The organism is Microtetraspora malaysiensis, assembly GCF_050947145.1.
GTDB lineage: Bacteria > Actinomycetota > Actinomycetes > Streptosporangiales > Streptosporangiaceae > Microtetraspora_A > Microtetraspora_A malaysiensis.
Genome location: NZ_CP191998.1, coordinates 6085614 through 6111473 on the forward strand (window position 1 = coordinate 6085614; position 25860 = coordinate 6111473).

Below are 25860 nucleotides of genomic sequence, written 5' to 3' on the forward strand. Positions count from 1 at the left end.
CCCTGTGACCGATGTGATGCGTGCCGCCACACACGACGACGTGCCCGACATGATCGTCCTCATCCACGAGGCTTTCACCCTCGCCTCCGACACCCGCGGCGGTGAGGCCGACCTCCGTCTCGACGGGCGTTACGTCCTCGAACGCGATGGCATCGTGTGCGCCACAGCAGTGGCCACTCCCCTCGGCCAGTACTTCGGCGGCCGAGAACTGAAGGCCACCGGCGTACACACTGTGGCCGTCGGCACCGACTACCGCGGTTCGGGCGCGGGCAGTCTGCTCATGGACGGCATGCTCAAAGAGATGTACGCCGACGGGGTAGCGGTCTCCACTCTTTTTCCCAGCGCGCCGGCGCCGTACCGGAAGGCCGGCTGGGAGATCGCCGGCGACCACCGCACCTACCGCACGCCGCTCGACGCGCTGCCCGTCGCCAAGGGGTCCGAGGCCCTGATCAGGACCTGGACCTACGACGACCTGCCGGCGATCGCCGACTGCTACCACCGGTTCGCTGCGACGGAACAGGGACTGTTGGCCCGGTCGCCGTACTGGTGGGCGTTGCGACACCCGAAGAACGCCGATCGGACTTCCGTCTTTCACCGGGCGGTGTGGGAGGACGGCCGAGTCACCGGCTACGTCGCGTACCGCAAGCGGTCGGCCGGCAAGGACCTGCCCCACTACTTCGACGTCGAGGTGAGTGAGGTCGTCTGGACCACCCCGACGGCATCGGCCGCACTTTTGACCCACTTCGCAAGGCACAGGGGCCTGGGACGCGACCTGTTGTGGTCGGGCCCGCCCCGGGACCCGTGGTTGAGCCTGCTGGGCGGCCTGGTCGCGCGCACCGAGTTCTGCTACCCGTGGATGCTCCGCATCGTCGATGTGGCCGCGGCTCTGTCGGGCCGCGGGTACCCGACATGGGTCGACGCGGCTGTCTGCTTCAATCTGACCGACCCGAATCTGCGGGAGAACACCGGTCGCTGGCTGCTGAAGGTGTCCGACGGCAATGCGACGGTCGAAGCCGGAGCCGGCGATGACGGTGTGCCCGTCGTGACGCTGGGATCGTGTGAGCTGGCGACTCTCTACTCGGGCTGGGCAAGCGGCCGTGACCTGCTGCGCGCCGGGCGGCTGGCGATCAGCGGCCCGGAGGCGGTCGACGCGCTGGACCGGATCTTCGCCGGCCCTCCGGCCTGGCTGCCGGAGATGTTCTAGTGGCCTGGCACGCGACCTCGGCCGGGTAACCGCTCCAGCTTCTGATCGCTCGGTCGGCACCTGCGCCGGCGCACGTAGGCACCGGTCGCCGCGTTCCACTCGTCAGGAACGCGGCGACCGGTGCCGTTCAGCGCGCGGCAACGCGGGGAACTCCGCTGCGGCTCAGATCGCCGTCGCCGAGGCCGAACGCCTGGCAGGCCGAGGCCTTTCGGCATGTCGTCGACTACATCCGCCCGTACGAGGCCCTGGGCGGGCACCGCCCGATCGAGGTGTACATCGGCCCGGGTCTGCATCCCCGACATTCAGACCGGGTCTCATGAGCCGACTTCTTGACGCGGGACACATGCGGCGGGGACCGTCCCGGCGATCAGGCCGATGTGCGCACGCACCTGGCTGCTGATCGCTCGTGGACGGCCCCCGCTCCATGTCAGTCGTGGGATGCGACGAGTTCCCCTCGCTGGTACACGGCGCGAACCCGCCGAGTCAGGTCGGCGAAGTCAAGTGGGTCTCCGTCCACCACCACCAGGTCCGCCTGCTTGCCCGGCTCGATGGTGCCGACTTCCGCGTCGAGCCCGAGAAGCCGCGCGGCCGTGCTCGTACTCGCCTTCAGCACGTCTGCCGCCGGCATGCCGGCCGCGGCCATCAGCTGCAACTCCTCAAGGTTCCTGCCATGCGGGAAGCCGACCCCGTCGGTGCCCATCGCGATTCGAACGCCGGCCTCAACGGCAAGCTTGAAGGAACGCTGATGGTGGGCGATGACTTCGTGCACCTTCTGCCGCGAGGATTCGGTGATCGCGACTCCGTTGTCGGTGGCCTCGATGACGCTGTGCGGTGCGAGCAGGGTCGGCACGAGATACGTGCCGTGCTTGAGCATCAGGTCGACCGCTTCCTCATCGAGGTAGATCCCGTGCTCGATGGACCGCACACCCGCTTCGACCGCGTTCTTGATGCCCTGTGTTCCCTGGGCGTGTGCCATCACCGGAATCCCCGCCGCCCGCGCCTCGATCACCGCCACCTCGATCTCCTCCGGCAGCAGCTTGGAATGCCGGGGATCGTCCCCGGGGGACAGGACTCCCCCGGAGGTCGCGATCTTGATCTGGTCCGCGCCCGCACGCGCCAACTCGCGCACCCGTCGCCGCATCTCCTCGACGCCGTCCACCACGCTGCTTCCGACGCCGGGTACGGATCCGGTTCCGAGCGAGGCCATACATTGACCCGAGGGCATCCAGCCGTCGCTGTGCCCTCCTGTCTGACTCAACATCTGGATCGCGATCAGCAGCCGTGGACCCGGAATCCGCCCATCGGCGACGGCCCGCTTCACGGCCGGATCGGCGCCGCCCGCGTCCCGCGCGGTGGTGACGCCGATCGAAAGCAGTTTGGCGAGATTGTCGGCGGCTATGTAGTGGCCGTACCCGTATGGCTGTTGCATGAGGGTCATCAGGTCGATCGTTTCCAGGGTCACATGCACATGGCAGTCGATGAACCCCGGAAGCAGTGTCCGGCCGGCCACGCTGACCTCGACGTCACCGTCCAGCCCCGGACCCACGTCGACGATCCGGCCACCCTGAACGGCGACATCGGCGGGACTCGGCGCGGCGCCGGTCCCGTCGAAGACGTCGCCACCGGTGAAGACGGTACGGACGGATGTGCTCACGCGCTCTTCCTCTCGATGTGCGGGACCGTTTCGGTGACCTCGGCCTCCTTGCCGAGCACGTACCTGCTCATCCAGTCGAGCAGTGCGTCGTTCTGCGCTCGGCGGTGCCCGATCGGGCCGATGACGGAGCCACCGTGGCTGGAGCCGGGGAAGCGCAGCATCTCGGCCGGAACTCCGGCGATCCGCAGCGCGGTGTAGAACTGCTCGGTCTGCTCGGCCGGACAGCGGTAGTCGTTCTCGTGCTGCAGGAACAACGTCGGCGTCGTGCAGTTCTTGGCGTAGGTGATCGGCGAACAGCGTGCGTAGGTTTCGAGCACCTCGAACGGGGTGTCACCAAGTTCGGTGACGCCCATCCAGGCGCCGACGTCGCTCGTGCCGAAGAAGCTGATCCAGTTGAACAGCGGGTTCTCCGGGCAGGCCGCCTTGAACCGGTCCGTGTGCCCGATGACCCAGCCGGTCAGGTTGGCGCCACCGGAGATCCCGCACACGCCGAGCTTGTCCGCGTCGGCCAGGCCCAGCTCGATGGCGTGGTCCACACCCGCCATCAGGTCCGCGTAGTCGAGGTTGCCCCAGTCACCGTTGATCGCGGTGGCGAAGTCGTCTCCGTAACCGGTCGAGGCGCGGTGGTTCACCTGCAGCACGCCGAACCCGGCTCCGTTGAACATGAGCGAGTCGAATCCGAAGTTGTAACCCCAGGCCGCGTGCGGACCGCCATGGATCGCCAGCACTGTGGGCACCGGAAGCTGGGCGTCGGCCGGGCAGAGGAACCAGCCCTCCACTTCCGCGTCGTCCTTGCTGCGGAACGACAGCCGATGGACGGTCGGCAGCGCGAGCTCGGACAGCAGCGCCTGGTTGGTCCGGGTGAGCCGCCGCTCGTTCTGGCCGTCCAGGTCGACGGCATACAGGTCGCCCGGCTCGGTGAAGCCGAAGGCGGCGAACACCACGTCGCCGCCGGCCGCTCCGACGACGGTGCAGACCCGATCGCCGGTCACGATGACCTGGTGCCGCTCGGGACCGGAAAGCTGGATCCGTACGATCGACACGGCGCCGCGGGCCTGTACTTGCAGCAGCACCGCCGTACCGTCCTCGGTCGGCACGATGCCGCCGGCGACGCCGGCGACGAAGCCGGCGGATGGGCTGTCGGTCTGCATCAGGCCGCCGAGGTGACCCGCGATGTCGGCGCCCCGCTTCTCCCGCTGCCCGGTGGCCGGATCGACGATGTAGAACGACGGGCGGACGCCCGGCTTGGTGTGCGCCTCGTAACCGGTCAGGTAGACGACCTTGCCGTCGGCGGTCACGCTGTGCGTGAAGACGATGACCTCGTCATCCGTACCGGTGACATCGCTGACCTCACCGCCGAGGGTGACCCGGTGCAGGCGGGAGTCCGGCTTGGTGGAGTCCGGGTTGTGCCCGGCGACGAAGACGATGGCCTGCCCGTCCGGGGTCCACTTCGGAGCGACGTTCATCCACGCGTCCGAGGTGAGCCGCTGGGGTTCGGCGTCCGTGGTGAGGTCGAGGACGTAGATGTCCTGGAGCGCGTCGTCGACCAGGCCGATCCCGTCTGCCCGCCATACAGTACGGGTCACGCGATACGGGGCGCTCGGGTCCCGAGGCTCGCCGGCCAGCCCGGCGGTGAAAGCGATCTTGCTGCCGTCCGGGGAGAACACCGCACCGCTGCCCACGCCTTGGGAGAGGTTCGTGATCTGACGGGCCTCGCCGCCGGCCACCGGCAGCAACCACAGCTGCGGCTTGCCGGCGCGAGTGGACATGAAAGCGATGTGCGAGCCGTCCGGCGAGAAGGCCGGGGCCGTGTTGACGCAGTCGCTGTGCGTGAGCTGTATCGATGTACCGTTCGCCACGTCAAGCAAATGGAGGTCGACGTGTTCGGTGTTGGTTTCGGTATCCGCTCGGGTTAACGCATAGACAGCACGACTGCCGTCCGAGGACAGGTCGGCGCCGCGCAGAAACCGCAGGCGAAACAGGTCTTCGGGGGTGACCTGACGCGTCATGGATCCTCCATCCATGGGGCTATAATGAAGTTATAATAGTGACGTTACAGAACTAATCAAGGGGTTCCTTCAGATGAGCGATTCGACTTCGGCCCGGTGGCCGGCAAGGTCCGCGGCCAAGGCCGCCACGCGCGCCGCCCTGATTGAGGCGGTACGCGAGATCGCGAAGGAACGTGGCTATCTGGCCACCTCCGTGGAGGCGGTGGCCGAGAGGGCCGGCGTCACGACGGGATCGATCTACTCGATCTTCGGCGGCAAGCGCCAACTGTTCGCCCAGGCCTTCGACGAGATAAACCGGCTCCCCCGGTTGACCGACGCGGCCCCCCTGGGCACGCCGATGATCCAGGCACTCGAGGCCTTCGGCCTGCACTGGGCCGACATGACGAACCAGCCGACCACGAAGACGGCCCTCGACCTGTCCATGGAGCTGCGGCTGACGGCACGGGGGGACAGCTCCATCGAGGCGGACTCGCAGCGTCGCTACGGCGCGCAGATGCAGGAGCTCGCCGACGAGCTGACCGGATACGCCGCGGCGGCCGGCGAGTCGTTGCCGATCCCGGCCATCGACCTGGCAAGGATGCTGGCCGCGACCCTGGGCGGCTTCGCGCTCGCCCGGGTGCAGACCGGCGAACCCCGGGGCGAGCTCTTCGGTTATGCCGCGGCCTGCCTATGGACCGGCCGGTTCGACGCGACCGGCGGCAGCTGAGCAGCCGGAGGTGTCCCGCAGCGGCCCTTGCCGGCTCATCCGACGCTCACCACGCCGGCGGCGACGAGCGCGTCGAGCCGGTCGTCCGTCAGCCCGAGCGCCCTGGCGATCTCGCGGGTGTGCTCCCCGGGGTAGCAGGCGGGTCCCGACACCGACAGGGACGTGCGTGACAGCCGCGGGGCGGGCGCCGGCTGCGTGATGCCGTCCAGCTCGACGTAGGTGCCGCGTGCGGCGAGGTGAGGGTGCCGCGTGCGCTCCTGCCAGTCGAGGACCGGCTGCACGCAGGCGTCGGTGCCACCGAGCAGGGACGCCCACTCATCCCGGGTGCGTGTGCGCCACAGTGCCGCCCACTCCTGCTTGTGGGCCGGCCACTCGTCCTGTGACGGCTGGACGAAGCGGTTGTCGTCGCCCTCGCGGAAGCCGGTGATTCGCACCATCTCAGCGAAGAAGTGCTGCTCCAGTGGGCCTACGGCGACCCACTTGCCGTCGGCGCACTCGTAGACGTCGTAGTAGGGAGCGGCGGAGTCGAATGCGTTCGCCCCTCGGCGGGTCGGGTCCCATACGCCCATCTCGGACAGCGCGGTGATCATCGTCGTAAGGACGCTGACACCGTCGACCATCGCCGCGTCGACGACCTGGCCGAGCCCGCCGGCTCGTGCCTCGAGGAGCGCCGCGAGGGTGCCCATGACGAGGAAGAGCGAACCACCGGCGTAGTCGGCGACCAGGTTGAGCGGAGCCACCGGCGCCTCGCCGGCGCGACCGATCCCCCATAGCGCCCCGGTGAGAGCCAGGTAGCCGATGTCGTGGCCGGCGACCTGCGACAACGGTCCTTCCTGACCCCACCCGGTCATCCGCGAGTACACCAGTCGGGGGTTGCGGGCGGCGCAGTCCTCGGGTCCGAGGCCCAGCCGCTCGGCCACACCGGGCCGGTACCCTTCGACGAGCACGTCCGCGCGTTCGATCAGGTCGAGGACGAGGTCGCGGCCGTCAGGTTTCTTGAGGTCCACGGCGATCGAACGCTTGCCGCGGTTGACGACGTCCTTGCGGTAGCGCTGCTCGAGCCGCGGGTCGCCGGGCACGATGCGGTCGACGCGGATGACGTCGGCACCGAGGTCGGCCAGCAGCATGGTCGCGAACGGTCCGGGTCCGATGCCGGCGAGTTCCACGACGACGGTTCCGGCGAGAGGTCCTGAGGTCACCGGGCGCGGCTCACTCATCGGCGTCCACCGTGAAGATCGGCAGCGGCGGCGCGTCGGGGCGGTGGCGCCAGTCGATTCGCACCCGATCGCCGATCCGCGCGGTGTCGGCAGCGACGTTCGTGAGCATTCTGGGCCCTTCATCCAGCTCGACGATGGCTGCGATGTAAGGCGGCTCCAGGTCGGGCCTCGCGGAGATCCGCACCGTCGTGCAGGAGTAGATGGTTCCCCATCCGCTCGCGGGTACGGACTCCAGCGAGGTCGACTCGCAACCGAGGCACAGCGGGCGCGGATAGTGCTGCCACCGGCCGCAGTCGGCGCATCGCTGCAGGACGAGGATTCCGTTGCGTGCCCCGTCCCAGAACGCCTGGGACAGCGGATCACCGTAGTAGAGATCAGTCACGACCGAGCACCACCGTCGAGGAAGTGGACAGGAACCCGCCGACACCGTGGGCCACCGCGATCTCGGCGTCGGCGACCTGGCGGTCGTTCGCCTCGCCGCGCAACTGACGCACTGCCTCTACGAGGAGAAGAACGCCGAGCGCGCCTGGATGGTTGTACGACAGGCCGCCTCCGGAGGTCATCGCCGGAAGGTCACCGCCCGGTTCGAGTCGGCCGTTCTCCACGAATGGACCGCCCTCACCTCGCCCGCAGAAGCCGAGGTCCTCCAGCGCCTTGATGACGGTGATGGTGAACGAGTCGTACGTTTCGAGGACGTCGACGTCCGCGGGGACGATCCCGGCCATCCGGAACGCGGCCTCACCCGACTTCACGCCGGCGCTTACGGTGAGATCGGGCATCTGGTCGATGTGCCAGTGGGTATGGCTCTGTCCGACTCCGAGAACGCGCACCGCGGGTTTGGCGGCATCGCGCGCCCGTTCAGGTGTCGTGACGACGACGGCCCCTCCCCCGTCGGTCACCAGACAGCAGTCCAGCGTATGCAACGGGTCGGCCAGTAGTGGTGATTCGAGCACGTCGGAGACGGTCAACGGCGTTCTGATCCACGCCTTCGGGTTCAGCGCCGCCCACTTGCGCGCTGCTACCGCGACCTGTGCGAGTTGCTCCGACGTGGTGCCGTACTGGGCCATGTGGCGGGCTGCGATAAGCGCATAGTGCCCGATGGGAGCAGGCAGCCCGTAGGGGTGCTCGAACTGTGCGGTGAGCGAGGTCGCGTCGGCTGCGGGAGGGCGGCGGTTCCGTCGGCTTCTCTGCCGCGACGCGTACGCGATCAGCGCGACCTCGCACTCTCCCGCCGCGACCGCCAGCATGGCGTGATGGACGAACGCCTCGAAGGCGGCTCCGCCCAGATCGCTGGAGTCGGCGACCCGCGGCTCGATTCCGAGATACTCGCCGACCTGGACCGTGCCTTCCTCGCCCATGTAGTTGACGAACAGGCCGTCCACGTCCGCGATGGTCATTCCGGCCTCCCCCAGCGCCTCTTTGGCAGCCAGTGCGACCATCGACAGTTCCGTCTGGTCGAGCACCTTGCCGAGCGGCGTTTCCGCGACGCCCGCGATATAGGCCGGGCGTGCTCTGAGCCCTGTCATCGTGTCCTTTCGTATTTCCATAGGTGTCCCAGGCGCACACGGGTGCCGGGCGGTCAGCGCACTTGGGACGCGTAGTGACACGCGGCATCGCTCGCGGACGTCGCGATCGTTCCGGGGTCACGCTCGATGCAGTCCGTCCGCTCCGGGTTAGTCTGCGGCCCGACCGGACAGCGGGGATGGAAGCGGCACCCGGCCGGCGGGCGCCGTGGGTCAGGTGGCTCGGACTGAATCGGAAGTCGCAACGGCGCGCCGGCCTTGAGGCGAGGAACGGAGTCGACAAGCGCGCGTGTGTAAGGGTGTCGCGGCTGCACGAGCACTTCCTGCGCGTTGCCCGCCTCCACGATTCTGCCGAGATACATGACGGCGACCTGGTCACTGATGTGTCGAGTCACCGCGAGATTGTGTGAGATGAACACGATCGAAAGTGCCAACTCTTTCTGCAGATCCCCAAGGAGGCGGAGGATGCCGGCCTGGACTCCGACGTCGAGCGCGGACGTGATCTCGTCTGCGATCAGAACGCTGGGCCTGGCAGCGAGGGCGCGCGCGATGGACGCGCGCTGGAGCTGCCCACCCGAGAGTTCGTGCGGGTAGCGTCGGGCCACACCGGTGTCGAGGGCGACGAGTTCGAGCAGCTCGGCCGGTGTGCGCGCCGTCCCGCTCGCCGATTCTCTTACCGGCGAGGCGAGCACTTCGGCGATGGCGGCGCCGATGGTGGATCGCGGATTGAAGGCCGACGACGGGTCCTGGGTGATGAACTGGACGTAACTGCGGACCCGGGCTTCCGCCGGACGTGACCAGCTGCTGAACTCGGCGTCGGCGACGACCAGGCGCTGAAAGCTGCCGTGGGTGAGCCCGACGAGCGCGCGGGCGACCGTCGACTTGCCGCTTCCGGACTCGCCGACGAGCCCGAGCGTGCCACCGGGTGGAACCGCGAGGCTGACTCCGTCGACCGCGTGGACGGCGCGCGCTCCCCGGCCGTACTGGACCCGCAGGTCGGTTACTTCCAGTGCTGTCATACCAACTGCTCCTTGTCGGCCACATTCCAGCAGGCGACCTCGCTGGTCGCGCCCTGCATGAGCGGCGGAGTCTCCTCCGCGCACCGCTCGGAGGCAATGGGACAGCGGGCCAGGTAGCCGCACCCGCCCGGCCTGTTCCGGCCGTCGGCCGACTGTGCGACGCCTCTGGGTTCGGCCGGCGCCTCGCTATCGGCGGAGTGGTCGAGCGTGATGACCGACGCGAGCAACGCCCGGGTGTAGGGGTGTTGCGGCCGGTGCACGACGTCGGCTGTGTCGCCGTACTCGACGATGGCTCCGGCGTACATGACGGCGACCTTGCCGCACATCTGGGCGATCACCGACATGTCGTGGCTGATGAGCAGGACCGAGGCTCCGCTTTGCACGTTGACGTCACGAAGCACACTGAGTACCTGCGCCTGTACGGTGACGTCGAGCGCAGTGGTGGGTTCGTCGGCGACGATCAGCGCCGGTTCGGTCATCAGGCCCATCGCGATCATGACTCTCTGCCGTTGACCGCCGGACAGTTGGTTGGCGAAGTCGCGAAGCCGGCTCGCGGGCGCCGGTATACGTACGTCTGTGAGCCGCTCGACCGCGCGTTCGACGGCTTCGCGGCGGCCGACACCGCCGGCGCGAACCGCCTCGGTCATCTGCGTTCCGAGCCGCATGGCCGGGTTCAACGACGTCGCCGGGTCCTGGAAGACCATGGCGAGCCGCTGCCCGATCCGCCGCGACCCGAGATCCGCGGGAGTCAGGCCGTGTCCCAGGAAGCGATAACGCTCCGTCGTGACCCGCGCGTTGGCGGGCGTCAGGCCGGCGACGGCCAGGGCGGTCATGCTCTTCCCGGATCCGGACTCACCGACCAGACCGAGTACCTCTCCCTTGCGTATCCGCAGGTCGATGCCATGTACGGGCACTACTTCGCCCGCGGGGGTGTCGAACGCGACGCGGAGGCCCCGGACATCGAGCACAAGGTCATCGGGCGCTGGATCAACGGGTGCCGGTTCGGCGGCTGCCTTCGCGTGCTGCGCGTCGTCGCCCGCCGTGCGGCGCCGCGCCCCGGTAAGCCTGGGGTTGACGGCCCGGGCCAACGCCTCGCCGACGAGGGCCAGGCCGATACCGGCAATGACGATCATGGCTGCCGGACCCAGGGCCGCAGCCGGCTGCACGTACAGCAGGGTGAAGCCGTTGACGAGCAGGACTCCCCAGTCGTAGCTGGGCGGTTGGACGCCGATGCCCAGAAAGGAGAGCGCGGACACGGCGACGAGCGCTGAGCCGATGGCGTAGAAGAACGTCAGCAGCAGCGGTTCGGCGATGTTCGCGAGAAGATAGCGCGACAGGAGAGTTCGAGTCGGCACACCGAGGGTTCGCGCGATCCGGAAGTATTCCTTGCGCGATTCGGCAAGCGCCAGATTGCTCGACAACCGCGCGAGCGGCGGCGCGAAGGCGATGCCGATCGCCACGATGGTGCTCGTCGTGCCGCCTCCGAACATCGCGACGAAGACGATCGAGAGAAGAATCACCGGGAAGCTCAACGAGACGTCGACCGCGGCCATACACACGCGTCGAAGCTGGGCGGGCAGAACGGCGATCACGATTCCGGCGACATAGCCGAGGATCGCTCCCACCACCGCGGCGCCGACGGCCAGGAGCAGCGACAGGCGGGTAGCGACCATGGTGCGCGCGAAGACGTCACGGCCCAACCCGTCGGTCCCGAACAGATGATCTGGGGACACGCCGAGATTGAGGTCGGCCACGTTCTCCGCCTGCGCCGCGTCGTGCCACAGATACGGCCCGACGACGGCAAGGGCGATGATCAGGAGGATGGTCAGCGCCCCGACCGCTCCGCTGAGTGTCCGGACAAGGGCGTGCAGGTATTTGTTGCGCATCAGCTCTCCCGCAACGCGCCGGGGTCGACGATCGCCAGCAGGACGTCGACGAGGGTGTTCACGATCACGACGGTGGCGCCGAGTAGCAGCACCCCCGCCTGCACGACCGGGTAGTCACGGTTCACGACCGCGCTGGTCAGCGCGGACCCCATGCCCGGCCAGTTGAAGACCTGCTCGACAACGACCGTGCCCCCCACGAGCGAGGCGAAGGAGACGCCGGCGAGGGTCACGCCACCGTAGGCGGCGTTCGGCATCACGTGCCGGACGTAAATCCGCCAGCTGGTCAGCCGCTTCGCTCGTGCGGTTCGGACATAGTTCTGCGAGAGGACGTCGAGGACCTCGGCACGAACCACTCGCGACAGGAACCCGATGCCCGGAATGGCCACCGCCAGCGTGGGCAACGTCAAGCTCGACAGACCGTTGTCCCCCGAGACTGGAAACCACTGGAGGTAGAGACCGAAGACCAGTGCGAACAGCGCGGCCAGCACGAAGTCGGGGACGGCGCTGAGCGCGCCCATGCTGGTGCCGTACGTGGCGTCCAGTCGGGGTCGCCGCCCGTCGCGGGTGAGCACGGCCATGAGGGTGCCGACCCCGAAGCCCACGATGAGCAGCACCAATGTGGCCGCCGCCGCGAGTTCCACCGTCTTCGGGAAGCGCTCGGCGATCAGTTCCCGTACCGGCACTCCCTGGCTGAACGACTCGCCGAAGTCCAGGTGCAGCGCGTTCCAGCAGTACGACCACAGCTGCTCGAACTGCGGCCGGTCCAGCCCGAGGCGGTGCCGGGTCAGCTCAACGGCTTCCGGCGTGGCCTGCAGGCCCAGGATCCGCCGAGCCGGATCGCCGGGCATCACCCGAAGCATCAAGAACGTGCCGACGAGCAGCAGCGCGCACACGACAACGAGCCGTACGACGCGGGCGAGCAGGAAAACCAGCCACGGGTGACGCGCCTTGATGTCGCTCCACCCCGTCCGGCTCGACTGTCGCCGAGCCGGGCGGGAGGCGACGGCTGCCTTTTCAGCCACGGGCTGCTCCAAACGATGTCCGTTGCCCAGTTGCCTTCATCTCCGGTCAGCCCTTGATCCGGCGGATCGCGAGAGTGCTCGGCAGGCCGTTGACCAGCAGAGTGACGTCCGAGGACGAGTAGACGGACGTGACCGGCACCTGCCACGGCAGCAGGTCGTAGCCGCGGAGCAGCTTCGTCTGGACGGATGCCCAGAGCTTGTCCGCCTCGGCCCCGACCGAGGCCGACGCCTTGTCGGCCAGCGCGGACAGTTCGGCGTCACTGTTGCGAATGAAGTTCGTGCCGGTCGGCGGGAGCGCGCCGACGTAGAACGGCATCACGCCGGTCGGCGCCTCGATGGAGTTGTCGATCGGAAAGATCGTGATGTCGTAGTTTCCGCCCGACAGGTCGGCGAGCCACCCGTTGTCGTCGGTGACGGAGAGCTTGACGTCAACGCCGATGTTCTTGAGCTGCGAGGCGAGATATTCGTTCGCGTTCCCCCACCCGGCGACACCGATGACGCGCACCTGCAGGACCTTGCCATCCTTGGTCCACTGCCCGCCGGACTCGGTCCATCCGGCTGCCGACAGCGTGGCCTTCGCCGCGTCCGGCGAGAACTCGGGTACGAGCCCCTTGGTGCTTTCGTCGTACCCCGGCATGTTCGGCGGCAGGACGCTCGTCCCCAGCTCGACGTCGGACGCCGTGGCACCGAGGTAGGCGAGAAGCAGGGCCCTCCGGTCGATCGCCTGGAACAGTGCGTGTCGCACCTCCGGGTCCGCCGTCACGTGACCGGCCTCCATGTTGCCGACCACGGACCACTGTCCCTGGGTGGCGACGACGGTCTTGGCGATGGACTTGTTGCCCTGGACACGCTGTGCGTCGACACCGCCGAGCCCGGAGACGTCGACGGTGCCGGCGAGCAGCTCGTTCGCCGCGGTGGCGTCACTGTTGATGACCTTCAGGATGATGGTCTCCGGCACGCCCGGCGCTCCCGACGTCATTCCGTTGGGTCCCCAGGTGTAGTCGTCCCGCAACTTGAGCGTGTAGGAGATCCCCGGCTTGCTGTCCGCGAGTTCATAGGGACCTGAGCCCTCCGCGCCCGATGCCAGCTTCGCTCTGTCCTTGAGCCCGGCCGGGCACACCAGTGGCACCATCTTGAGACCGGCGAGCAGCGCGCCGAACGGCTTGGCCGCGGTGATGGTCAGGGTGGAGCCGGCGTCGTCTGCGGTGAAGGTCAAAGGTGCCCTCCCCAGCCAGCGCGTCGCGTAGGGGGAGCCGGTCTTGGGGTCCATGTAGGCCCGGAGAGACGCGGCGATGTCGGTCGGAGTCAATGCCGAGCCATCTCGGCATTTGACGTCAGACCGCAGTTGAAACTTGATCGATGCGGGAGTGACCTCCCAGGACTTGGCGACCACGCCGATGTAGGCCTTGGTCTTCGGGTTGTACTGCACCAGCGTGTCGTACGTCGCGTAGGTGATCGGGGTGGACGTGCCGGTCACGGTCTTGAACGGATCGAGCGAATCGGGTGCGCCTGCCATCCGGTAGGTGACGGTGCCGCCGGGCGCCGCGAGCTCGGACCCCCCGCCCTTCGCTCCGTCGCTGGTCGACCCGTTCGAACAGGCTACGCAGGCCAGAGTGACGACAGCAGTCGCAGCGGCCAGTCGAACCGAGAATTTCACGGACATGAACATGCCTCTCATGCGATCTCCTCAGCTCAAGCGATCCCCCAGCCACTTTTGGCGCCTCGCCGAGCTACGCCGCAGTGAACCTTAACGATCGTTAGAAGTCAAGGCCCCGAACAGGAGGTGAACGCGACCTACCAGCGGGGTTGTGGGCTATTGACCGAGCGGCTCTTGATACGCCATCGTGCATTGGTCTTAACCATCGTTAAGCAACAACCGCTGGAACGACGAAGGATGGATTCCGCGATGACACGTCTCAACGGCCGAACCGCGATCGTGACCGGCGCCGGGCGGGGTCTCGGCCGCGCGCACGCGTTCGAACTCGCCGCACAGGGGGCGAACGTCGTCGTGAACGACCTCGGCGGAGACGTACACGGCGCCGGAGCGGACCCGACACCGGCCCAGGACGTCGTCCAGACGATTCGCGACCTCGGCGGAAAAGCCGTCGCCAGCGGCCACGACGTATCGGACTGGTCTCAAGCAGCCGATCTGATTCAGATGGCTGTCGAGTCCTTCGGTGACCTCGACATTCTGGTCAACAACGCCGGCATCATCCGCGACCGGTCACTTGCCAATATGACCGAAGCCGACTGGGACGACGTGATCCGCGTTCACGTCAAAGGACACGCCGCACCAACCCGACACGCGGTGGCCTACTGGCGGCAACGCGCCAAGGCCGGAAACCCGGCCGACTCCTCCGTCATCATGACCAGTTCCGTGGCCGGACTCGCAGGCAATTTCGGGCAGGCCAACTACGCCACCGCGAAATTGGGTGTGCTCGCGCTCTCGCGCGTTGTCACCCTGGAAGCCCAGCAATACGGCGTCCGATCGAATGTCGTTTCGCCCGGCGGACGGACAAGGATCACGGAGTCAGGCGCGACGCAGACAGCACCCGATAACGCCGCTGCAGGCTTCGATCAGATGGACCCGGCCAATGTCTCCCCGCTCGTCGCCTGGCTTGCCGATGAGCGGTGCCGGGCAAACGGCCAGGTCTTCCACATCACAGGCGAACGTCTGATCATCTCCTCGCTGCCGACCATCGTCCACGAACTGTGGAGCCGCGGCCGCTGGACACTGGAGAAGCTCGACGATGAACTGCCATCGCGGTTGGTCGCGCCACTCGACCTGGACGCGTGGCTTGGATCGTCGTAAGGCGCCAGGGCGTCCGCTGACCGAGTCAGCCCTTGACGTTCGCCACCATCGCGAGCGCCAGGTCGCCGTACATCCGCGCGACCGAATCTTTTGTCAGGGGGCCATCCGGCCGAACCCACATCACGTTGTCGGCCATCCCGAGGATCGCGAACGACACCGCCGTCGGGTCAACGACCCGGAACACACCTTTGGCCATGCCGGACGCAATGATCTGCTTCAGATCCGTCACGTGCTGGTGCATCAAGGACCGGACCTCGCGTCCCTGCGGCGGGGGAAGCGACTCGACCAGAACTCCCATGCTGACCGCGGAGTTTCCGCGAAGCTCGCGAACATAAGGTTGAGCAAGCACGCATTGAACGTGGGTTTCGACGAACTTCGGCAACTGCCTCTCGGGAGGTTCGGCGAGAGTGGCCTGTTGGCAGCGGGCGATCTGTTCCACCATGGGCATACGCAGGCATTCGAATAGCAGATCGGCCTTCGAGCCGAAGTGATAGTAAAGTGCCGGCCCCGAGACGCCGAGCTCGGCGCCTATCGCGTCGACGCTGGTTCCGGCAAACCCGTTGAGCCGAAACATCACCCCGGCTCGTTCTACCAGCTGCGTGCGCAGATCGCTCGGGATCGCCCGCGAATCCGACCCACCGGCTGCGCGTTTGCTCATTCCAATCCCTTTCGATTTGGCTACATATCTTACCGGAGGTGCGCGGCCTTCCACGCTGCGATCACCATCCCTCGACACCCGTAGAGTCCAAGCCCTCCGGTTTCCGACCTGAGTCGATAGGAGATGGACCGCCCCACCGCGTAGGGTCCCGCCCATGAGCGGTAGCGACGTGCGCGGCAGCGCCACCTGGGACCTGGTCGAAGAGCACTTCCGGCGGTTGCACGAGCCGGTGATGGGACGGCCGCACAAGCTGCTGGAGCCGTCCTGCTCCGCCGACGGGTCGCGGATCGCCGTGACCGGCCTCGTGTACGACGAGCTGGCCGGCCTTCCGCGCCAGGCCTGCTTCCTGGTCGACGGTCTGGACCTGCGGCCGCTGACGGGACCGTCCGGCTCCTCGCGGCAACCGCGCTTCTCCCCGGACGGTGCGACGGTGGCATTCCTGTCGGACCGCACGGAGGCAGGCCGGTTCCAGCTCTACCTGCTACGCACCGGTCAGCTCGGTGAGGCGGAGGCGACCCCGGCCGTGCCCGCCGGGACGGTGGAGTACTGCTCCTGGTCGCCGGACGGCACGAAGGTGCTGCTCGGGGTGGCGGGGCTCGGCGCCGATCTGGCCAGTGATCAGGGGAGCGGCACGACGTACAAGCCGAAGGAGGAGCTGCCGGACTGGCACCCGCGCGTCGAGATCGGCGTGACGAAGGAGTCGTGGCGGTCGTTGTGGATTCACGACCTCGCGGCAGGTACGACCACCAGGCTGTCGCCGGAGGGGCTCAACACCTGGGAGGCGGCCTGGCTCGGCCCCGACGCGGTCGTCGCGGTCACCAGCCCCGCTCCGGACGAGGCTGCCTGGTACACGGCCGTGCTCTCCCGCCTGGGCCTCGACGGGGCGGTCACCGAACTGGCCCGCTCCGAGGTGCAGCTGGGCTGGCCCGCGGCCTCGCCTTCCGGGGGACGGTTGGCGGTGGTCGAGGCGGTGTGCAGCGACCGTGGGGTTGTCGCGGGTGACCTGCTGGTGAGCGCTCCCGGTGCTGCCTTCGAGCGGGTCGACACCGGCGGGGTGGATGTCACCTCGACCCAGTGGATCGATGCGGATCGCCTGGGAATCCTGGGGATCCGCGGCATGGAGACCGTCGCCGCGGTGTACGACGCGGTGACCGGGAAGATGACCGAGCTGTGGTCGAGCACGGACACCAGCTGCGGCACGCGCTACCCGGAGGCGGCCTGGTCCGCCGACGGCCGCGTGGTGCTCGTCGAGGACGGCTACTCGATGCCGCAACGGGTCGTGGTGCTGGGTGAGGAGCGGGTCGAGCTCGCGGGGATCGGACACTCGGGCACCGAGTACCTGCTCTCGGTCGCGGGCAAGGCCGAGACGGTCACCTGGTCCGCACCGGACGGGCTGCGAATCGAGGGGATCCTGTGCCTCCCCGCCGGGGACGGGCCCTTCCCGCTCGTGGTGAACATCCACGGTGGCCCGGTGTGGGCCTACCGGAACATGTGGTCGATGTTCTCCCCCTGTACCCCGCTGCTGGTGGCCCAGGGGTACGCCGTCCTCAACCCCAACCCGCGGGGCAGCTCCGGCCGCGGGCAGGACTTCGCCCGGCTGGTGTTCGGGGAGATGGGCGGCGAGGACACGGCCGACTTCACGTCCGCGATCGACGCTCTCGTCGAGCGCGGAATCGTGGACCCGACCAGGGTCGGCCTCATCGGCGGGTCGTACGGCGGCTACATGTCCTCGTGGCTGGTCACCCAGGACCGGCGCTGGGCCGCCGCCGTACCGGTCTCACCCGTGACGGACTGGTACAGCCAGCACTTCACCAGCAACATCCCCTACTTCGACGCGTTGTTCCTCGACGGGAACCCAGAAGTCCCCGGCGACAAGTTCCACTCCAGGAGCCCCGTCACCCACGCCGGCAAGGCGCGCACCCCGTGCCTGAACATCGCCGGCGCTCTGGACCGCTGCACGCCCCCGACGCAGGCCCAGGAGTTCCACCAGGCGCTGCTCGAGCACGGGGTCGAGTCCCAGCTCGCGATCTACCCGCAGGAAGGCCACGGCGTCCGTGCCTTTCCGGCTCTGATCGACTTCAGTACCCGCGTCGTGGACTGGTTCCAGAAGCACATGCCGGCCCGCGGCTGACACCTTGTGCGCCCGAAGGTCCGGCCATGACCGAGCGGTGTACTGTGCCTGGCCGTGCTGACCGCGGCACTGATCGAGGCGGGGCCGGAAGGCTGGACCTCGCCCGTCGTGCTCGGGGGCTTCGCCGTGTTCGCGCTCGCGCTGGCGGCGTTCCTGCTCCTCGAACGCCAGGCACGCGCGCCGATGCTGCCCCTTGAGCTGTTCGGCTCCCGGCAGCTCTGCTTCGGCGCTGATCGGCGTGCTCAATTTCGGCTTCTACGGGCTGCTGTTCATCGTCCCGCTGTACTTCCAGCAGGTGCATCACCTCAGCGCGCTCCTGACCGGCGTCGCGCTGCTGCCGATGGCGACAATGCCGATGATCGCCTCCCCGCTGGCGGCCGGGCCGCCGTGCGCACTGGTCCGCACGTGCCGATGACGGCCGGTCTGGTCATCGGTGCGCTCGGGGTGCTCAGCTGGCTGATGGCAGGCGGTGACACAGACTATGGCGTGCGGGTGGCGCCCATGACGTTGACGGGTTTCGGCGTCGGCTTTGCCATGCCATCGCGGCCGACGGCCCAGGTCGCGCCGCCCTGCGCCGCCGGTCGCGAGCCCCTCGGCGGGGCGGGCGCGAGACCGAGGACACGAGCCATGGCGACGGCGAAATGGTCGGCGACACCCTGCGCGGTGGCGATGTACTCGTCGTCCAGCGCCGTCAGGCGGTCGTAGTACATGCTGATCGTCGCGACGAGCGACGCCCCGTAGAGGACGGGGAGGGTCAGCAGACTGATGTAGCCCTCCTGCCGGACGAGGTCGTGAGCGTCGGCCACCAAGGGGTCGCTGCGCGCGTCCGAGACGAAGACGTGCAAGCGGGTGTCCCACACGCGTCGGATGGGGCCCTGGGTGCGCCGGTCCTGGACAAGGCGCTGCCACCTGTCGAGGTAGCGCTCGGAGATGCCCCGGGCGTACCAGTTCCCCGCAGTGCGCGGCAGGTCGGGCGGACTGGTGACGACCATGGCGCGGTCGGCGCCCAGGCCCTTCGTGACGGCGTCACAGATGGAGCCGGCGAGCCCCTCGAAGTCGGCGTAGCGCGGCGGGCCGATGATCAGCGCCGCGAGCGCTTCGGTGTCGACCCGCGGCCCGCTCTCCCCCGCGCCGTGACCGGTGCCGCCGACCTCGCCGATCAGGTGGCACGAGGACACGGAGCGGACCCCGGGGTGCGCCTCCACGGTCTGCACCTGGAACCGCAAGGCCGCGGCGTCGTCCGGGAACGATGCGGTGACCAGCACGTCGGCCGAGCCGGTCGTCAGCTCGACCCGCGTGACCTCGGCGCGCGCGGCGAGGAACTCGGCGACCTCGAACCGGCTGCCCGGCTCGGTGTGCAGCAGGTAGACCATGCGGCTGCGCCGGCCCTGCTCGGGCAGCGTGGCGGTGATGGTCAGCCCGAACTCCGAGATCAGGCGGGCGATGCGGGTCCGGACGGTCTTCTCGGACGTCCCGGCGATCCGGGCCAACTCGACGTTCGGCGCCCTCCCGTCCTCCCGCAGCGCGGCGACAAGGGCTCTGTCGAGCTCGTCGAGCTCACGGCGGCGTTCTCGTCCAGGCACCTTGACAGCATCCTCCATGCACACGTAGAAATCCAGAAATCGGCATTATAGATCTGAAAAGCGCCGAAATTCGACCCAATTCCCCGGCTCCAGTCGAGCACTTCCCGACGCACCGATCACGGGCGCTGATCACGAAAGAGGGCGTTTCATGAGCTTGGACTATCGCAAGGGCCTGCACGACCTCGGGGACGGCTGCCATGCGTGGCTGCTGCCCGACGGCAGCTGGGGCTGGAGCAACTCGGGTCTGATCACCGGCTCCGGCACGTCGCTGATGGTCGACACGCTCGTCGACCTCGCGCTCACCAGGGAGATGCTCGACGGCCTCGCTCCCGTGCTCGCGCAGTACCCCCTGGGGACACTGGTGAACACGCATTCCGACGGCGACCACGTCTTCGGCAACGAGCTGGTCGCGGCGCGGGGCGTGGAGATCGTCGCGTCGGCGGCGGCCGCGGCGCTCATGACGCAGGAGGCCGTCGACCAGGTGGTGGCCACCCTGAAGTCGCCCGGCGCGGCGGGTGATTTCGCACGGCACGTCTTCGGGTCGTTCACGTTCGAGGGGATCACCGTCACCGGCCCGGATCGCACCTTCGAGGAGGAGCTGAGCCTCGACGTGGGCGGCCGCGAGGTCCGGCTCATCCAGGTCGGGCCCGCCCACACGCCGGGGGACACGCTCGTGCTCGTCCCCGACGCGAAGCTGCTCTACGCGGGCGACATCCTGTTCGTCGGCGGCACCCCGATCGCATGGGCCGGTCCGATCGAGCGCTGGATCTCCGCGCTCGACCTGATCCTCGACATGGACGTCACGACCATCGTGCCGGGGCACGGACCGGTGTCCGGCAAGACCGAGGTCTCCGCCATGCGGGAATACCTGGTGTTCATCGAGGCCGAGGCACGCAAGCGATTCGAGGACGGTCTGGACGTCGACGCCGCGATCGCGTCCATCGATCTCGGCAAGTACGCGGAGCTGCCGGAGCACGGCAGGTTCGCGCAGAACGTCATCAACGTCTACCAGCAGCTTGACCCGGACATGCCGAGGGAGGGGAACTTCCTCGTGCTCGGCCGCATCGCCGCGCTCGAAGGCTTCCCCGCTCTCGCCACAGCGGTCGGCATCGGGGAGGGAAACGCCTGATGCGCTTCGTCACCTACGCCTCGCCCACCGGCGACGACCGGGTCGGCCTGGTCGTCGGCGATCAGGTGCACGGCCTGGAGTCCGGCGTCTCGCTGCTCGACCTGCTCGACGCCGGCACCCTCACCGCCGCGGCGGAGCAGACCCCGAGCGAGACGCTGCCGCTCGCCGGGCTCACACTGCGCGCTCCCCTGCAGCCGCGCGCCATCCGCGACTGCACCGGATACCTCCAGCACCTGCGCAACTGCCAGGGAGCCGCGGACAGCCCGGTGGATGAGCGCAACCACCAGTTCCCGGCGTTCTACTTCTCCAACCCCGCCGCCGTCGTCGGCCCGTACGACGACGTCGCGATCCCGCCCGGCAGTGAGCAGTTCGACTACGAACTGGAGATCGCCGCGGTGATCGGCCGGACGGGCTCGAACATCCCGCTCGACGAGGCCGAGTCGCACATCGCGGGCTACATGCTGCTGGGCGACTGGAGCGCCCGCGACCTGCAGATCAACGAGATGGAGCTGCGGCTGGGCCCGGCGAAGGGCAAGGATGGGGCGACCACGTTGGGCCCCATGCTCGTCACCCCCGACGAGATCGAGCCCTTCCGCAGCCGTAACGCGTTCGATCTCGGCATGACCGGCTACGTCAACGGCGAGCTGGTGAGCGAGGGCCGCTGGGACACGATCGACTGGGGCTTCCCCGACATGATCACCTACACGTCGCGCGGGACGACGTTGCGGCCGGGAGACGTCATCGGCTCCGGCACCGTGCCGACCGGATGCCTCTACGAGCACTTCGCAAAGGACCCGGCGGGGTTCCGGGGCTGGCTGCGGCACGGTGACGAGGTGCGGCTGGTCGTGGAGCGGCTCGGTGAGATCCGGCAGCGGGTGGTGGCGGGGGCGAAGCCACAGCCGCTCAGCTCCGGCTACTGAGCGGCTGTAGACGGCGCCCGCCCTGTTCGCCTCATCGGTGCGGGCGCCGGCGCGGCCGCCGCGAACTCGACCGGCTCCACGTCGGCGCCTTCACCGGCCCCACTGGGACGATGCAGCGGCTCACGCCATGGTCAAATCCTTGTCCCGCGGTCCGCCCAGAAACCCGCCCGTACATCCTTCTTGAGGACCTTGCCGTTGGGACTGCGTGGTAGCTGGTCGACGAAGAACACCTGCTTAGGGGCCCGAACGGGGCCGAGCCGCTGCCGACACAACGCGATGAGCTCAGCGCCGTCGACCTCCGCACCTGCGTTCAGTTCGACGACCGCAGTGACCACCTCGCCCCAGTCGTCATGTGGAGCGCCGACGACGGCACAGTCGCGGATGGCGGGATGACCCCAGAGCACCTGTTCGACCTCTCCCGGGTAGACGTTGAATCCGCCGGAGATGATCACGTCGCGGCTGCGGTCGGTGAGGTGCAGGTAGCCCGCCTCGTCCATGTCCCCCAGGTCACCTGTATGCAGCCAGCCGTCGACGATTGCTTCGGCGGTGCGATCAGGGTCCTTGTAATACCCCTTCATCAGTAGGTCACCGCGAACGCAAATCTCGCCGGTGACACCCGGCCCGACCATCGCACCTGTCTCGGGATCAATGATCGCCACGGTGACCAGGGGGTACGGACGTCCGCAAGAAGAGAGCCTGGCCGGCGGCGCGATCTCGCCGGCGATGAGGTGCTCGTCGGGGCGCAGGAAGCTGATCGCCGCCGGTGCCTCCATCTGCCCGTAGCACTCGATGAAGACGGGCCCCAGGCGTTCAATGCCTTGGCGTAGTTTCTCGACCGACATCGGCGCAGCGGCGTACATGAGGTAGCGCAGTGTTGCGGTGTCAGCCGGGCGCTGGTCCAGCCGTTCGAGGAGGCGGTAGACCGCTGTCGGCGGCAGGAACAGCTCGGTGACGCCGTGTTCCTCGATGGCGTCGAGGACGTGGTCGGGAGTCGCTCCGGGCACGACGACCACCGTGCCGCCGCGCGCGCTCGCCTGGAGACTGAACAAGCCAGACGTATGAGTCATCGGGGCGGCGGCGAGATTCACGATGGGGGCGTCGGCGGGATAGGTGAGCGCCATCATCTGATGGGCGACCATGGTCGAGAAGCTGCGATGGGTGTTCATCACGCCTTTGGGCGTACCGGTCGTGCCGCCGGTCGGTGCGATGGCGATGACGTCGTCCATGTCGTAGCGGACCGCGGGGCTGGTATCGGGATGACCGGCGGTCCAGTCCGCAAGCGCTGGGTCCCCGGTGCCCGCACCGAGCGCCACCCAGGTCTTGATGCCCGGGAGCCGGCTCCGCATCCGCTCGACCTCGTCGGCCAGCGCGGGTGCGTAGAACAGGATCTCCACGTCGAGCCGGTTGATGAGTACGACGTTGTCGTCGACAGGATGGCTTGGGTTGAGCGGCACCCAGGCCGCGCCGGCCCGCCAGAGTCCGAGCACGCAGATCCATGCGAGGGGGTCGTTGGGCGAAAGCACGGCCACCTTGGTCTCGGTGCGCGCGCCCGCCGCAAGTAGCGCGTGGGCGATGCGGCAGGACATGGCTCCCGCCTGATCAAAGGTCCAGGTGCTGACGGTGTCCCGATAGGCGACGCCGTGAGGGTTGATACGCCGTCCGCGATCGAAGAAGTCAATGATCGCCATGGGTCAGGCCTTTCCAAGGATGACGACGGAGGTGACCGCTTCCTCGCCACGGTGGAACCCGCCGCCATTCTCGGCGAGGGCGATACGGGCGTTCTCTACCTGTCGGTTGCCGGCGGCGCCACGGAGTTGCTCGGTCAACTCGAAGATCTGGCCCAGTCCACTCGCGCCGATGGGATGACCCTTGGACTCAAGTCCACCGGAGGTATTGACCGGGATTCGGCCGCCCAAGGAGGTCTCGCCGCGCTCGGCGCAGGGCCCTCCCTCGCCCCGGGGAACCAGGCCGAGCATCTCGGTCTGCAGGATCTCCGCGAACGCGGTGGCGTCGTGCACCTCGGCCACGTCAACGTCGCCGGCGCCTACGCCGGCTGCCTCGTATGCCTGGACGCAGACGCGCTGACTTAGATGCCCGTCAAAGATGGTGATATCCCGATCGGTCCCGGTGCCGACGACCGCAGCCAGCACCTCCACGCCTCGGCGCGCTCCAATACGGCGTATCCCCTCATCGCTGCAGACGACGATCGCGGCGGCGCCATCAGTGAGCGGGGCACACATGGGGACGGTCAGCGGATGGGAGAGCTTCCGCGCGCCCAGTACCTGCTCGACGGTCATCGGTTCGCGGTAGTGCGCGCGCGGATTGTCCGCTGCGTGGTTGTGGTTCTTGGCCGCGACCGCGGCGATCTGTTCGGGCGTGGTGCCGTGCAGGCGCATATGGTTGCGGGCCATGGCGGCATAAATGTCCATGAAGATCGACCGGTGGCCGAGGTTCGGCTCGTCGACCTCGCCGCCGAGCTCCTTGAGCGTCCTGGTCAGGGCCTCGGGATCTGCCACGTTGTATGCGGTGTCGAAAACCGCCATCGACCGCTCAGGGTTGCCGATGTGCATCTTCTCGACGCCCACGACGAGCACAACGTCTCCGGCGCCCGCTCGGATGTGGTTCACCGCCAGCGTGAAGGCACTCGCTCCGGTGGCGCACGCGTTCTCGATGTTGAACACGGGAATGGCTTGCAGGCCTGCCTCACGCAGGGCGATCTGGCCGGCGATCATGACCTGGCCCTGCAGGAAACCCTGCGTGGCTGTGCCGAAGAAGGCGGCGTCGACGCTGTTGACGGACGACGCTCCCGCGTCGGAGATGGCGTCGTTCACTGCCCAACGGACCAACTCATTGACCGTCTTGTCCGAATGGATGCCGAAGGGCGTCATGCCCACACCTGCGATCCAGACGCTGGTACTCATCAGCCGGTATCCCCTTCCAATTAACTCAGCGACCCACGAGCCGTCGCCGAAGCGCCGGGGGACGACAGAAGGAGGCGAGATGGCGAAGAGGAAGGGCTTTCCGACCGGAGGCGTGCTCTGTCATTGAGGCTCCAGGAGAGCGTGACCGCCCTGTCGAGCGGGCTTGACGAGGCGTTCCCGCACGCGAGCATTGGGAACCAGAACAACGTAGGACTTCCCGGAGCCGTCGCACTACGGTCGTCCGCCCAATCCCGCTGGCTGCCCTTCGTAGCTGGCTACGACGCTGTCTTTCTCGCGAGAAGCGCCCAGGACAACTCGAGGATGGTGTCGGTGTCTTCGAGCGAGCAGCCGACCAGCTTCTCGAAGCGGGCCAGTCGGTAGCGCAGCGTGTTGACGTGGACGGGGATGCTGGCCGCGGCTCGCGGGATGCTCCGCGCGTGGCCGAGCCAGGCGTCGAGTGCATCCAGAACCAGCTCGCCAAAAGGTCCTTGCTCGCGCAACGGCTCGATATAGCGGGCGAGGAGGACTTCGCTCACCTCACGGTGCACCGGTACGGCGATTCGCCACGTGACCGTCTCGACTGTGTGCACCCCGCGGTCGGTGTAGAGGCCTGCGGCCATGAGGACCTGTTCGGCTACGGCGAAGGACGACGGCAGCTCCTCGACCTCCGCCGCCGGTCCAACGGCCACGACGACAGTTGATCCGACGGGCGGCGTAGCTGCGAGTCCGACGAGGCGTCCTTCGGCTGGTACAAGAATCGCGGCGCGTCGGTGCGGTCCGTAGGCGTTCGGTGTGGCCGAGCGGGTCAGCTCTTCGCGCACCCGCGCGAGGTCGCTGTCGGGCAGCTGCTGTGTGCAGACAGCGTGGAACCGGGTGTCTCGGCTCAGCCCGTACCTGGCACACCCCTCCTGGAGCTGGGGCGGCTCGAGTGTGCCTGCCAGCAGGCCCAGCACCCACTGGGCGCGCCGCTGCTCGTCGGCAAGGGCTCCAGCGATTCCCTCTTGGCGGTAGGTCATGGCAGCACGCGCAGAGAAGGCATCGCTGAGCCGCCACAGGAGCTGGGACAGACGCAGTGTCTCGGTCGCGTCCACCCCGTGGGCCGATGCGTTGTCGACGACCCACCCCTGGATGCAGGCGATCACCACCCGAAACCCACCCATGATGTCCTGGATCTCGACACCTTGGTGGAGCCGTTCCGAGGTCGACAGCTCCGCCTCCCAGATGTCCCTGCTCGGCGGGACGACACCCTCAGCGAGGACCCGGGATGCCAATGCCCGGTTTCGCTCGACGCTCGCGATCACAGAAGCGGTCGGGACCGCCTCGTAGGCCGGCACATCGGCCCGAACATCGCGGACCGTTCGTTCGATCAGAGCCTCAGCGCTGGACAACGCCGTGACCAGGCGTCGCAACCCGCCGACAGTCGCTCGAGTGGCCATCTCCCATCCTCCCGCGGCTGTACCTCTAGC

21 protein-coding genes are annotated in these 25860 nt (G+C 68.1%); 7 read left to right on the plus strand and 14 right to left on the minus strand.

Annotated features, from left to right (window positions below):
* Positions 1-4 precede the first annotated feature (4 nt).
* Positions 5-1204, plus strand: coding sequence for a GNAT family N-acetyltransferase (locus ACQP1V_RS28685; protein ID WP_433413166.1), 1200 nt, complete (start codon positions 5-7; stop codon positions 1202-1204).
* A gap of 427 nt (positions 1205-1631) precedes the next feature.
* On the opposite strand, the gene ACQP1V_RS28690 is transcribed toward ACQP1V_RS28685, so the two are convergent.
* Positions 1632-2858: an amidohydrolase family protein gene (locus ACQP1V_RS28690; RefSeq protein ID WP_433413167.1), complete on the minus strand. Its 1227-nt coding sequence runs from the start codon at positions 2856-2858 to the stop codon at positions 1632-1634.
* Positions 2855-4717 carry a S9 family peptidase gene (locus tag ACQP1V_RS28695; RefSeq protein ID WP_433413168.1) on the minus strand — a complete coding sequence of 621 codons (1863 nt, stop codon included), beginning with the start codon at positions 4715-4717 and terminating at the stop codon, positions 2855-2857. Before ACQP1V_RS28695 ends, ACQP1V_RS28690 begins: the two co-directional genes overlap by 4 nt.
* 223 nt (positions 4718-4940) lie before the next feature.
* Between ACQP1V_RS28695 and ACQP1V_RS28700 the strand changes: the two genes are divergently transcribed.
* The gene (locus tag ACQP1V_RS28700) at positions 4941-5573 is read left to right on the plus strand and encodes a TetR/AcrR family transcriptional regulator (protein WP_433413169.1); all 633 of its coding nucleotides are present in this window, start codon (positions 4941-4943) and stop codon (positions 5571-5573) included.
* 35 nt (positions 5574-5608) lie between these two features.
* On the opposite strand, the gene ACQP1V_RS28705 is transcribed toward ACQP1V_RS28700, so the two are convergent.
* From ACQP1V_RS28705 to ACQP1V_RS28735, 7 genes are read right to left on the minus strand one after another with little or no spacing between them, the layout of a single operon-like run.
* The gene (locus ACQP1V_RS28705; RefSeq protein WP_433413170.1) at positions 5609-6790 is read right to left on the minus strand and encodes a CaiB/BaiF CoA transferase family protein; all 1182 of its coding nucleotides are present in this window, start codon (positions 6788-6790) and stop codon (positions 5609-5611) included.
* Positions 6783-7172: a Zn-ribbon domain-containing OB-fold protein gene (locus ACQP1V_RS28710; RefSeq protein WP_433413171.1), complete on the minus strand. Its 390-nt coding sequence runs from the start codon at positions 7170-7172 to the stop codon at positions 6783-6785. Before ACQP1V_RS28710 ends, ACQP1V_RS28705 begins: the two co-directional genes overlap by 8 nt.
* Positions 7165-8316: an acetyl-CoA acetyltransferase gene (locus ACQP1V_RS28715; protein WP_433413172.1), complete on the minus strand. Its 1152-nt coding sequence runs from the start codon at positions 8314-8316 to the stop codon at positions 7165-7167. Before ACQP1V_RS28715 ends, ACQP1V_RS28710 begins: the two co-directional genes overlap by 8 nt.
* A gap of 53 nt (positions 8317-8369) precedes the next feature.
* Positions 8370-9332 carry an ABC transporter ATP-binding protein gene (locus ACQP1V_RS28720; protein ID WP_433413173.1) on the minus strand — a complete coding sequence of 321 codons (963 nt, stop codon included), beginning with the start codon at positions 9330-9332 and terminating at the stop codon, positions 8370-8372.
* Positions 9329-11218 (minus strand): dipeptide/oligopeptide/nickel ABC transporter permease/ATP-binding protein, encoded by a 1890-nt coding sequence (locus tag ACQP1V_RS28725; protein ID WP_433413174.1) that lies wholly within the window; start codon positions 11216-11218, stop codon positions 9329-9331. Before ACQP1V_RS28725 ends, ACQP1V_RS28720 begins: the two co-directional genes overlap by 4 nt.
* Entirely contained in the window at positions 11218-12240 is a 1023-nt protein-coding gene (locus ACQP1V_RS28730; protein ID WP_433413175.1) for an ABC transporter permease, read from the minus strand. Before ACQP1V_RS28730 ends, ACQP1V_RS28725 begins: the two co-directional genes overlap by 1 nt.
* Before the next feature lie 46 nt (positions 12241-12286).
* On the minus strand, positions 12287-13756 hold the full coding sequence (locus ACQP1V_RS28735) for an ABC transporter substrate-binding protein (protein WP_433413176.1): 1470 nt from the start codon (positions 13754-13756) through the stop codon (positions 12287-12289).
* Between the two features lie 390 nt (positions 13757-14146).
* Here ACQP1V_RS28735 and ACQP1V_RS28740 point away from each other — a divergent pair, with 390 nt between their 5' ends.
* A complete protein-coding gene (locus tag ACQP1V_RS28740) occupies positions 14147-15052 on the plus strand; it encodes an SDR family NAD(P)-dependent oxidoreductase (protein ID WP_433413177.1) in 906 nt (301 codons plus the stop codon).
* A 25-nt stretch (positions 15053-15077) separates the two neighbouring features.
* Here ACQP1V_RS28740 and ACQP1V_RS28745 read toward each other — a convergent pair whose 3' ends face one another.
* On the minus strand, positions 15078-15710 hold the full coding sequence (locus ACQP1V_RS28745; RefSeq protein ID WP_433413178.1) for a TetR/AcrR family transcriptional regulator: 633 nt from the start codon (positions 15708-15710) through the stop codon (positions 15078-15080).
* Positions 15711-15864: 154 nt separating this feature from the next.
* Here ACQP1V_RS28745 and ACQP1V_RS28750 point away from each other — a divergent pair, with 154 nt between their 5' ends.
* Both ACQP1V_RS28750 and ACQP1V_RS28755 read left to right on the plus strand, forming a co-directional pair.
* Positions 15865-17841 (plus strand): S9 family peptidase, encoded by a 1977-nt coding sequence (locus tag ACQP1V_RS28750; protein ID WP_433413179.1) that lies wholly within the window; start codon positions 15865-15867, stop codon positions 17839-17841.
* A gap of 238 nt (positions 17842-18079) precedes the next feature.
* Positions 18080-18256: a hypothetical protein gene (locus ACQP1V_RS28755; RefSeq protein WP_433413180.1), complete on the plus strand. Its 177-nt coding sequence runs from the start codon at positions 18080-18082 to the stop codon at positions 18254-18256.
* 64 nt (positions 18257-18320) lie between these two features.
* Here the strand turns inward: ACQP1V_RS28755 and ACQP1V_RS28760 are convergent, their stop codons facing one another.
* A complete protein-coding gene (locus ACQP1V_RS28760; protein ID WP_433413181.1) occupies positions 18321-19424 on the minus strand; it encodes an AsnC family transcriptional regulator in 1104 nt (367 codons plus the stop codon).
* Positions 19425-19572: 148 nt separating this feature from the next.
* Between ACQP1V_RS28760 and ACQP1V_RS28765 the strand changes: the two genes are divergently transcribed.
* Both ACQP1V_RS28765 and ACQP1V_RS28770 read left to right on the plus strand, forming a co-directional pair.
* On the plus strand, positions 19573-20553 hold the full coding sequence (locus tag ACQP1V_RS28765; RefSeq protein ID WP_433413182.1) for an MBL fold metallo-hydrolase: 981 nt from the start codon (positions 19573-19575) through the stop codon (positions 20551-20553).
* On the plus strand, positions 20553-21473 hold the full coding sequence (locus ACQP1V_RS28770) for a fumarylacetoacetate hydrolase family protein (RefSeq protein ID WP_433413183.1): 921 nt from the start codon (positions 20553-20555) through the stop codon (positions 21471-21473). Before ACQP1V_RS28765 ends, ACQP1V_RS28770 begins: the two co-directional genes overlap by 1 nt.
* Positions 21474-21604: 131 nt before the next feature.
* On the opposite strand, the gene ACQP1V_RS28775 is transcribed toward ACQP1V_RS28770, so the two are convergent.
* From ACQP1V_RS28775 to ACQP1V_RS28785, 3 genes are all read right to left on the minus strand, one after another.
* Positions 21605-23161, minus strand: a complete 1557-nt coding sequence (locus tag ACQP1V_RS28775) for an AMP-binding protein (protein ID WP_433413184.1) — start codon at positions 23159-23161, stop codon at positions 21605-21607.
* Positions 23162-23164: 3 nt separating this feature from the next.
* On the minus strand, positions 23165-24394 hold the full coding sequence (locus ACQP1V_RS28780; RefSeq protein ID WP_433413185.1) for a thiolase family protein: 1230 nt from the start codon (positions 24392-24394) through the stop codon (positions 23165-23167).
* A gap of 275 nt (positions 24395-24669) precedes the next feature.
* The gene (locus ACQP1V_RS28785; protein WP_433413186.1) at positions 24670-25803 is read right to left on the minus strand and encodes a PucR family transcriptional regulator; all 1134 of its coding nucleotides are present in this window, start codon (positions 25801-25803) and stop codon (positions 24670-24672) included.
* Positions 25804-25860 lie beyond the last annotated feature (57 nt).

Excerpts from the sequence above, each read along its gene's own strand:
- ACQP1V_RS28780 (WP_433413185.1), bottom strand. The coding sequence starts at position 24,394 with ATGAGTACCAGCGTCTGGATCGCAGGTGTGGGCATGACGCCCTTCGGC.
- ACQP1V_RS28705 (WP_433413170.1), bottom strand. The coding sequence starts at position 6,790 with ATGAGTGAGCCGCGCCCGGTGACCTCAGGACCTCTCGCCGGAACCGTC.
- ACQP1V_RS28740 (WP_433413177.1), top strand. The coding sequence starts at position 14,147 with ATGACACGTCTCAACGGCCGAACCGCGATCGTGACCGGCGCCGGGCGG.
- ACQP1V_RS28735 (WP_433413176.1), bottom strand. The coding sequence starts at position 13,756 with ATGGCAGGCGCACCCGATTCGCTCGATCCGTTCAAGACCGTGACCGGC.
- ACQP1V_RS28700 (WP_433413169.1), top strand. The coding sequence starts at position 4,941 with ATGAGCGATTCGACTTCGGCCCGGTGGCCGGCAAGGTCCGCGGCCAAG.
- ACQP1V_RS28720 (WP_433413173.1), bottom strand. The coding sequence starts at position 9,332 with ATGACAGCACTGGAAGTAACCGACCTGCGGGTCCAGTACGGCCGGGGA.
- ACQP1V_RS28725 (WP_433413174.1), bottom strand. The coding sequence starts at position 11,218 with ATGCGCAACAAATACCTGCACGCCCTTGTCCGGACACTCAGCGGAGCG.
- ACQP1V_RS28715 (WP_433413172.1), bottom strand. The coding sequence starts at position 8,316 with ATGACAGGGCTCAGAGCACGCCCGGCCTATATCGCGGGCGTCGCGGAA.
- ACQP1V_RS28745 (WP_433413178.1), bottom strand. The coding sequence starts at position 15,710 with ATGAGCAAACGCGCAGCCGGTGGGTCGGATTCGCGGGCGATCCCGAGC.
- ACQP1V_RS28750 (WP_433413179.1), top strand. The coding sequence starts at position 15,865 with ATGAGCGGTAGCGACGTGCGCGGCAGCGCCACCTGGGACCTGGTCGAA.
- ACQP1V_RS28765 (WP_433413182.1), top strand. The coding sequence starts at position 19,573 with ATGAGCTTGGACTATCGCAAGGGCCTGCACGACCTCGGGGACGGCTGC.
- ACQP1V_RS28770 (WP_433413183.1), top strand. The coding sequence starts at position 20,553 with ATGCGCTTCGTCACCTACGCCTCGCCCACCGGCGACGACCGGGTCGGC.
- ACQP1V_RS28775 (WP_433413184.1), bottom strand. The coding sequence starts at position 23,161 with ATGGCGATCATTGACTTCTTCGATCGCGGACGGCGTATCAACCCTCAC.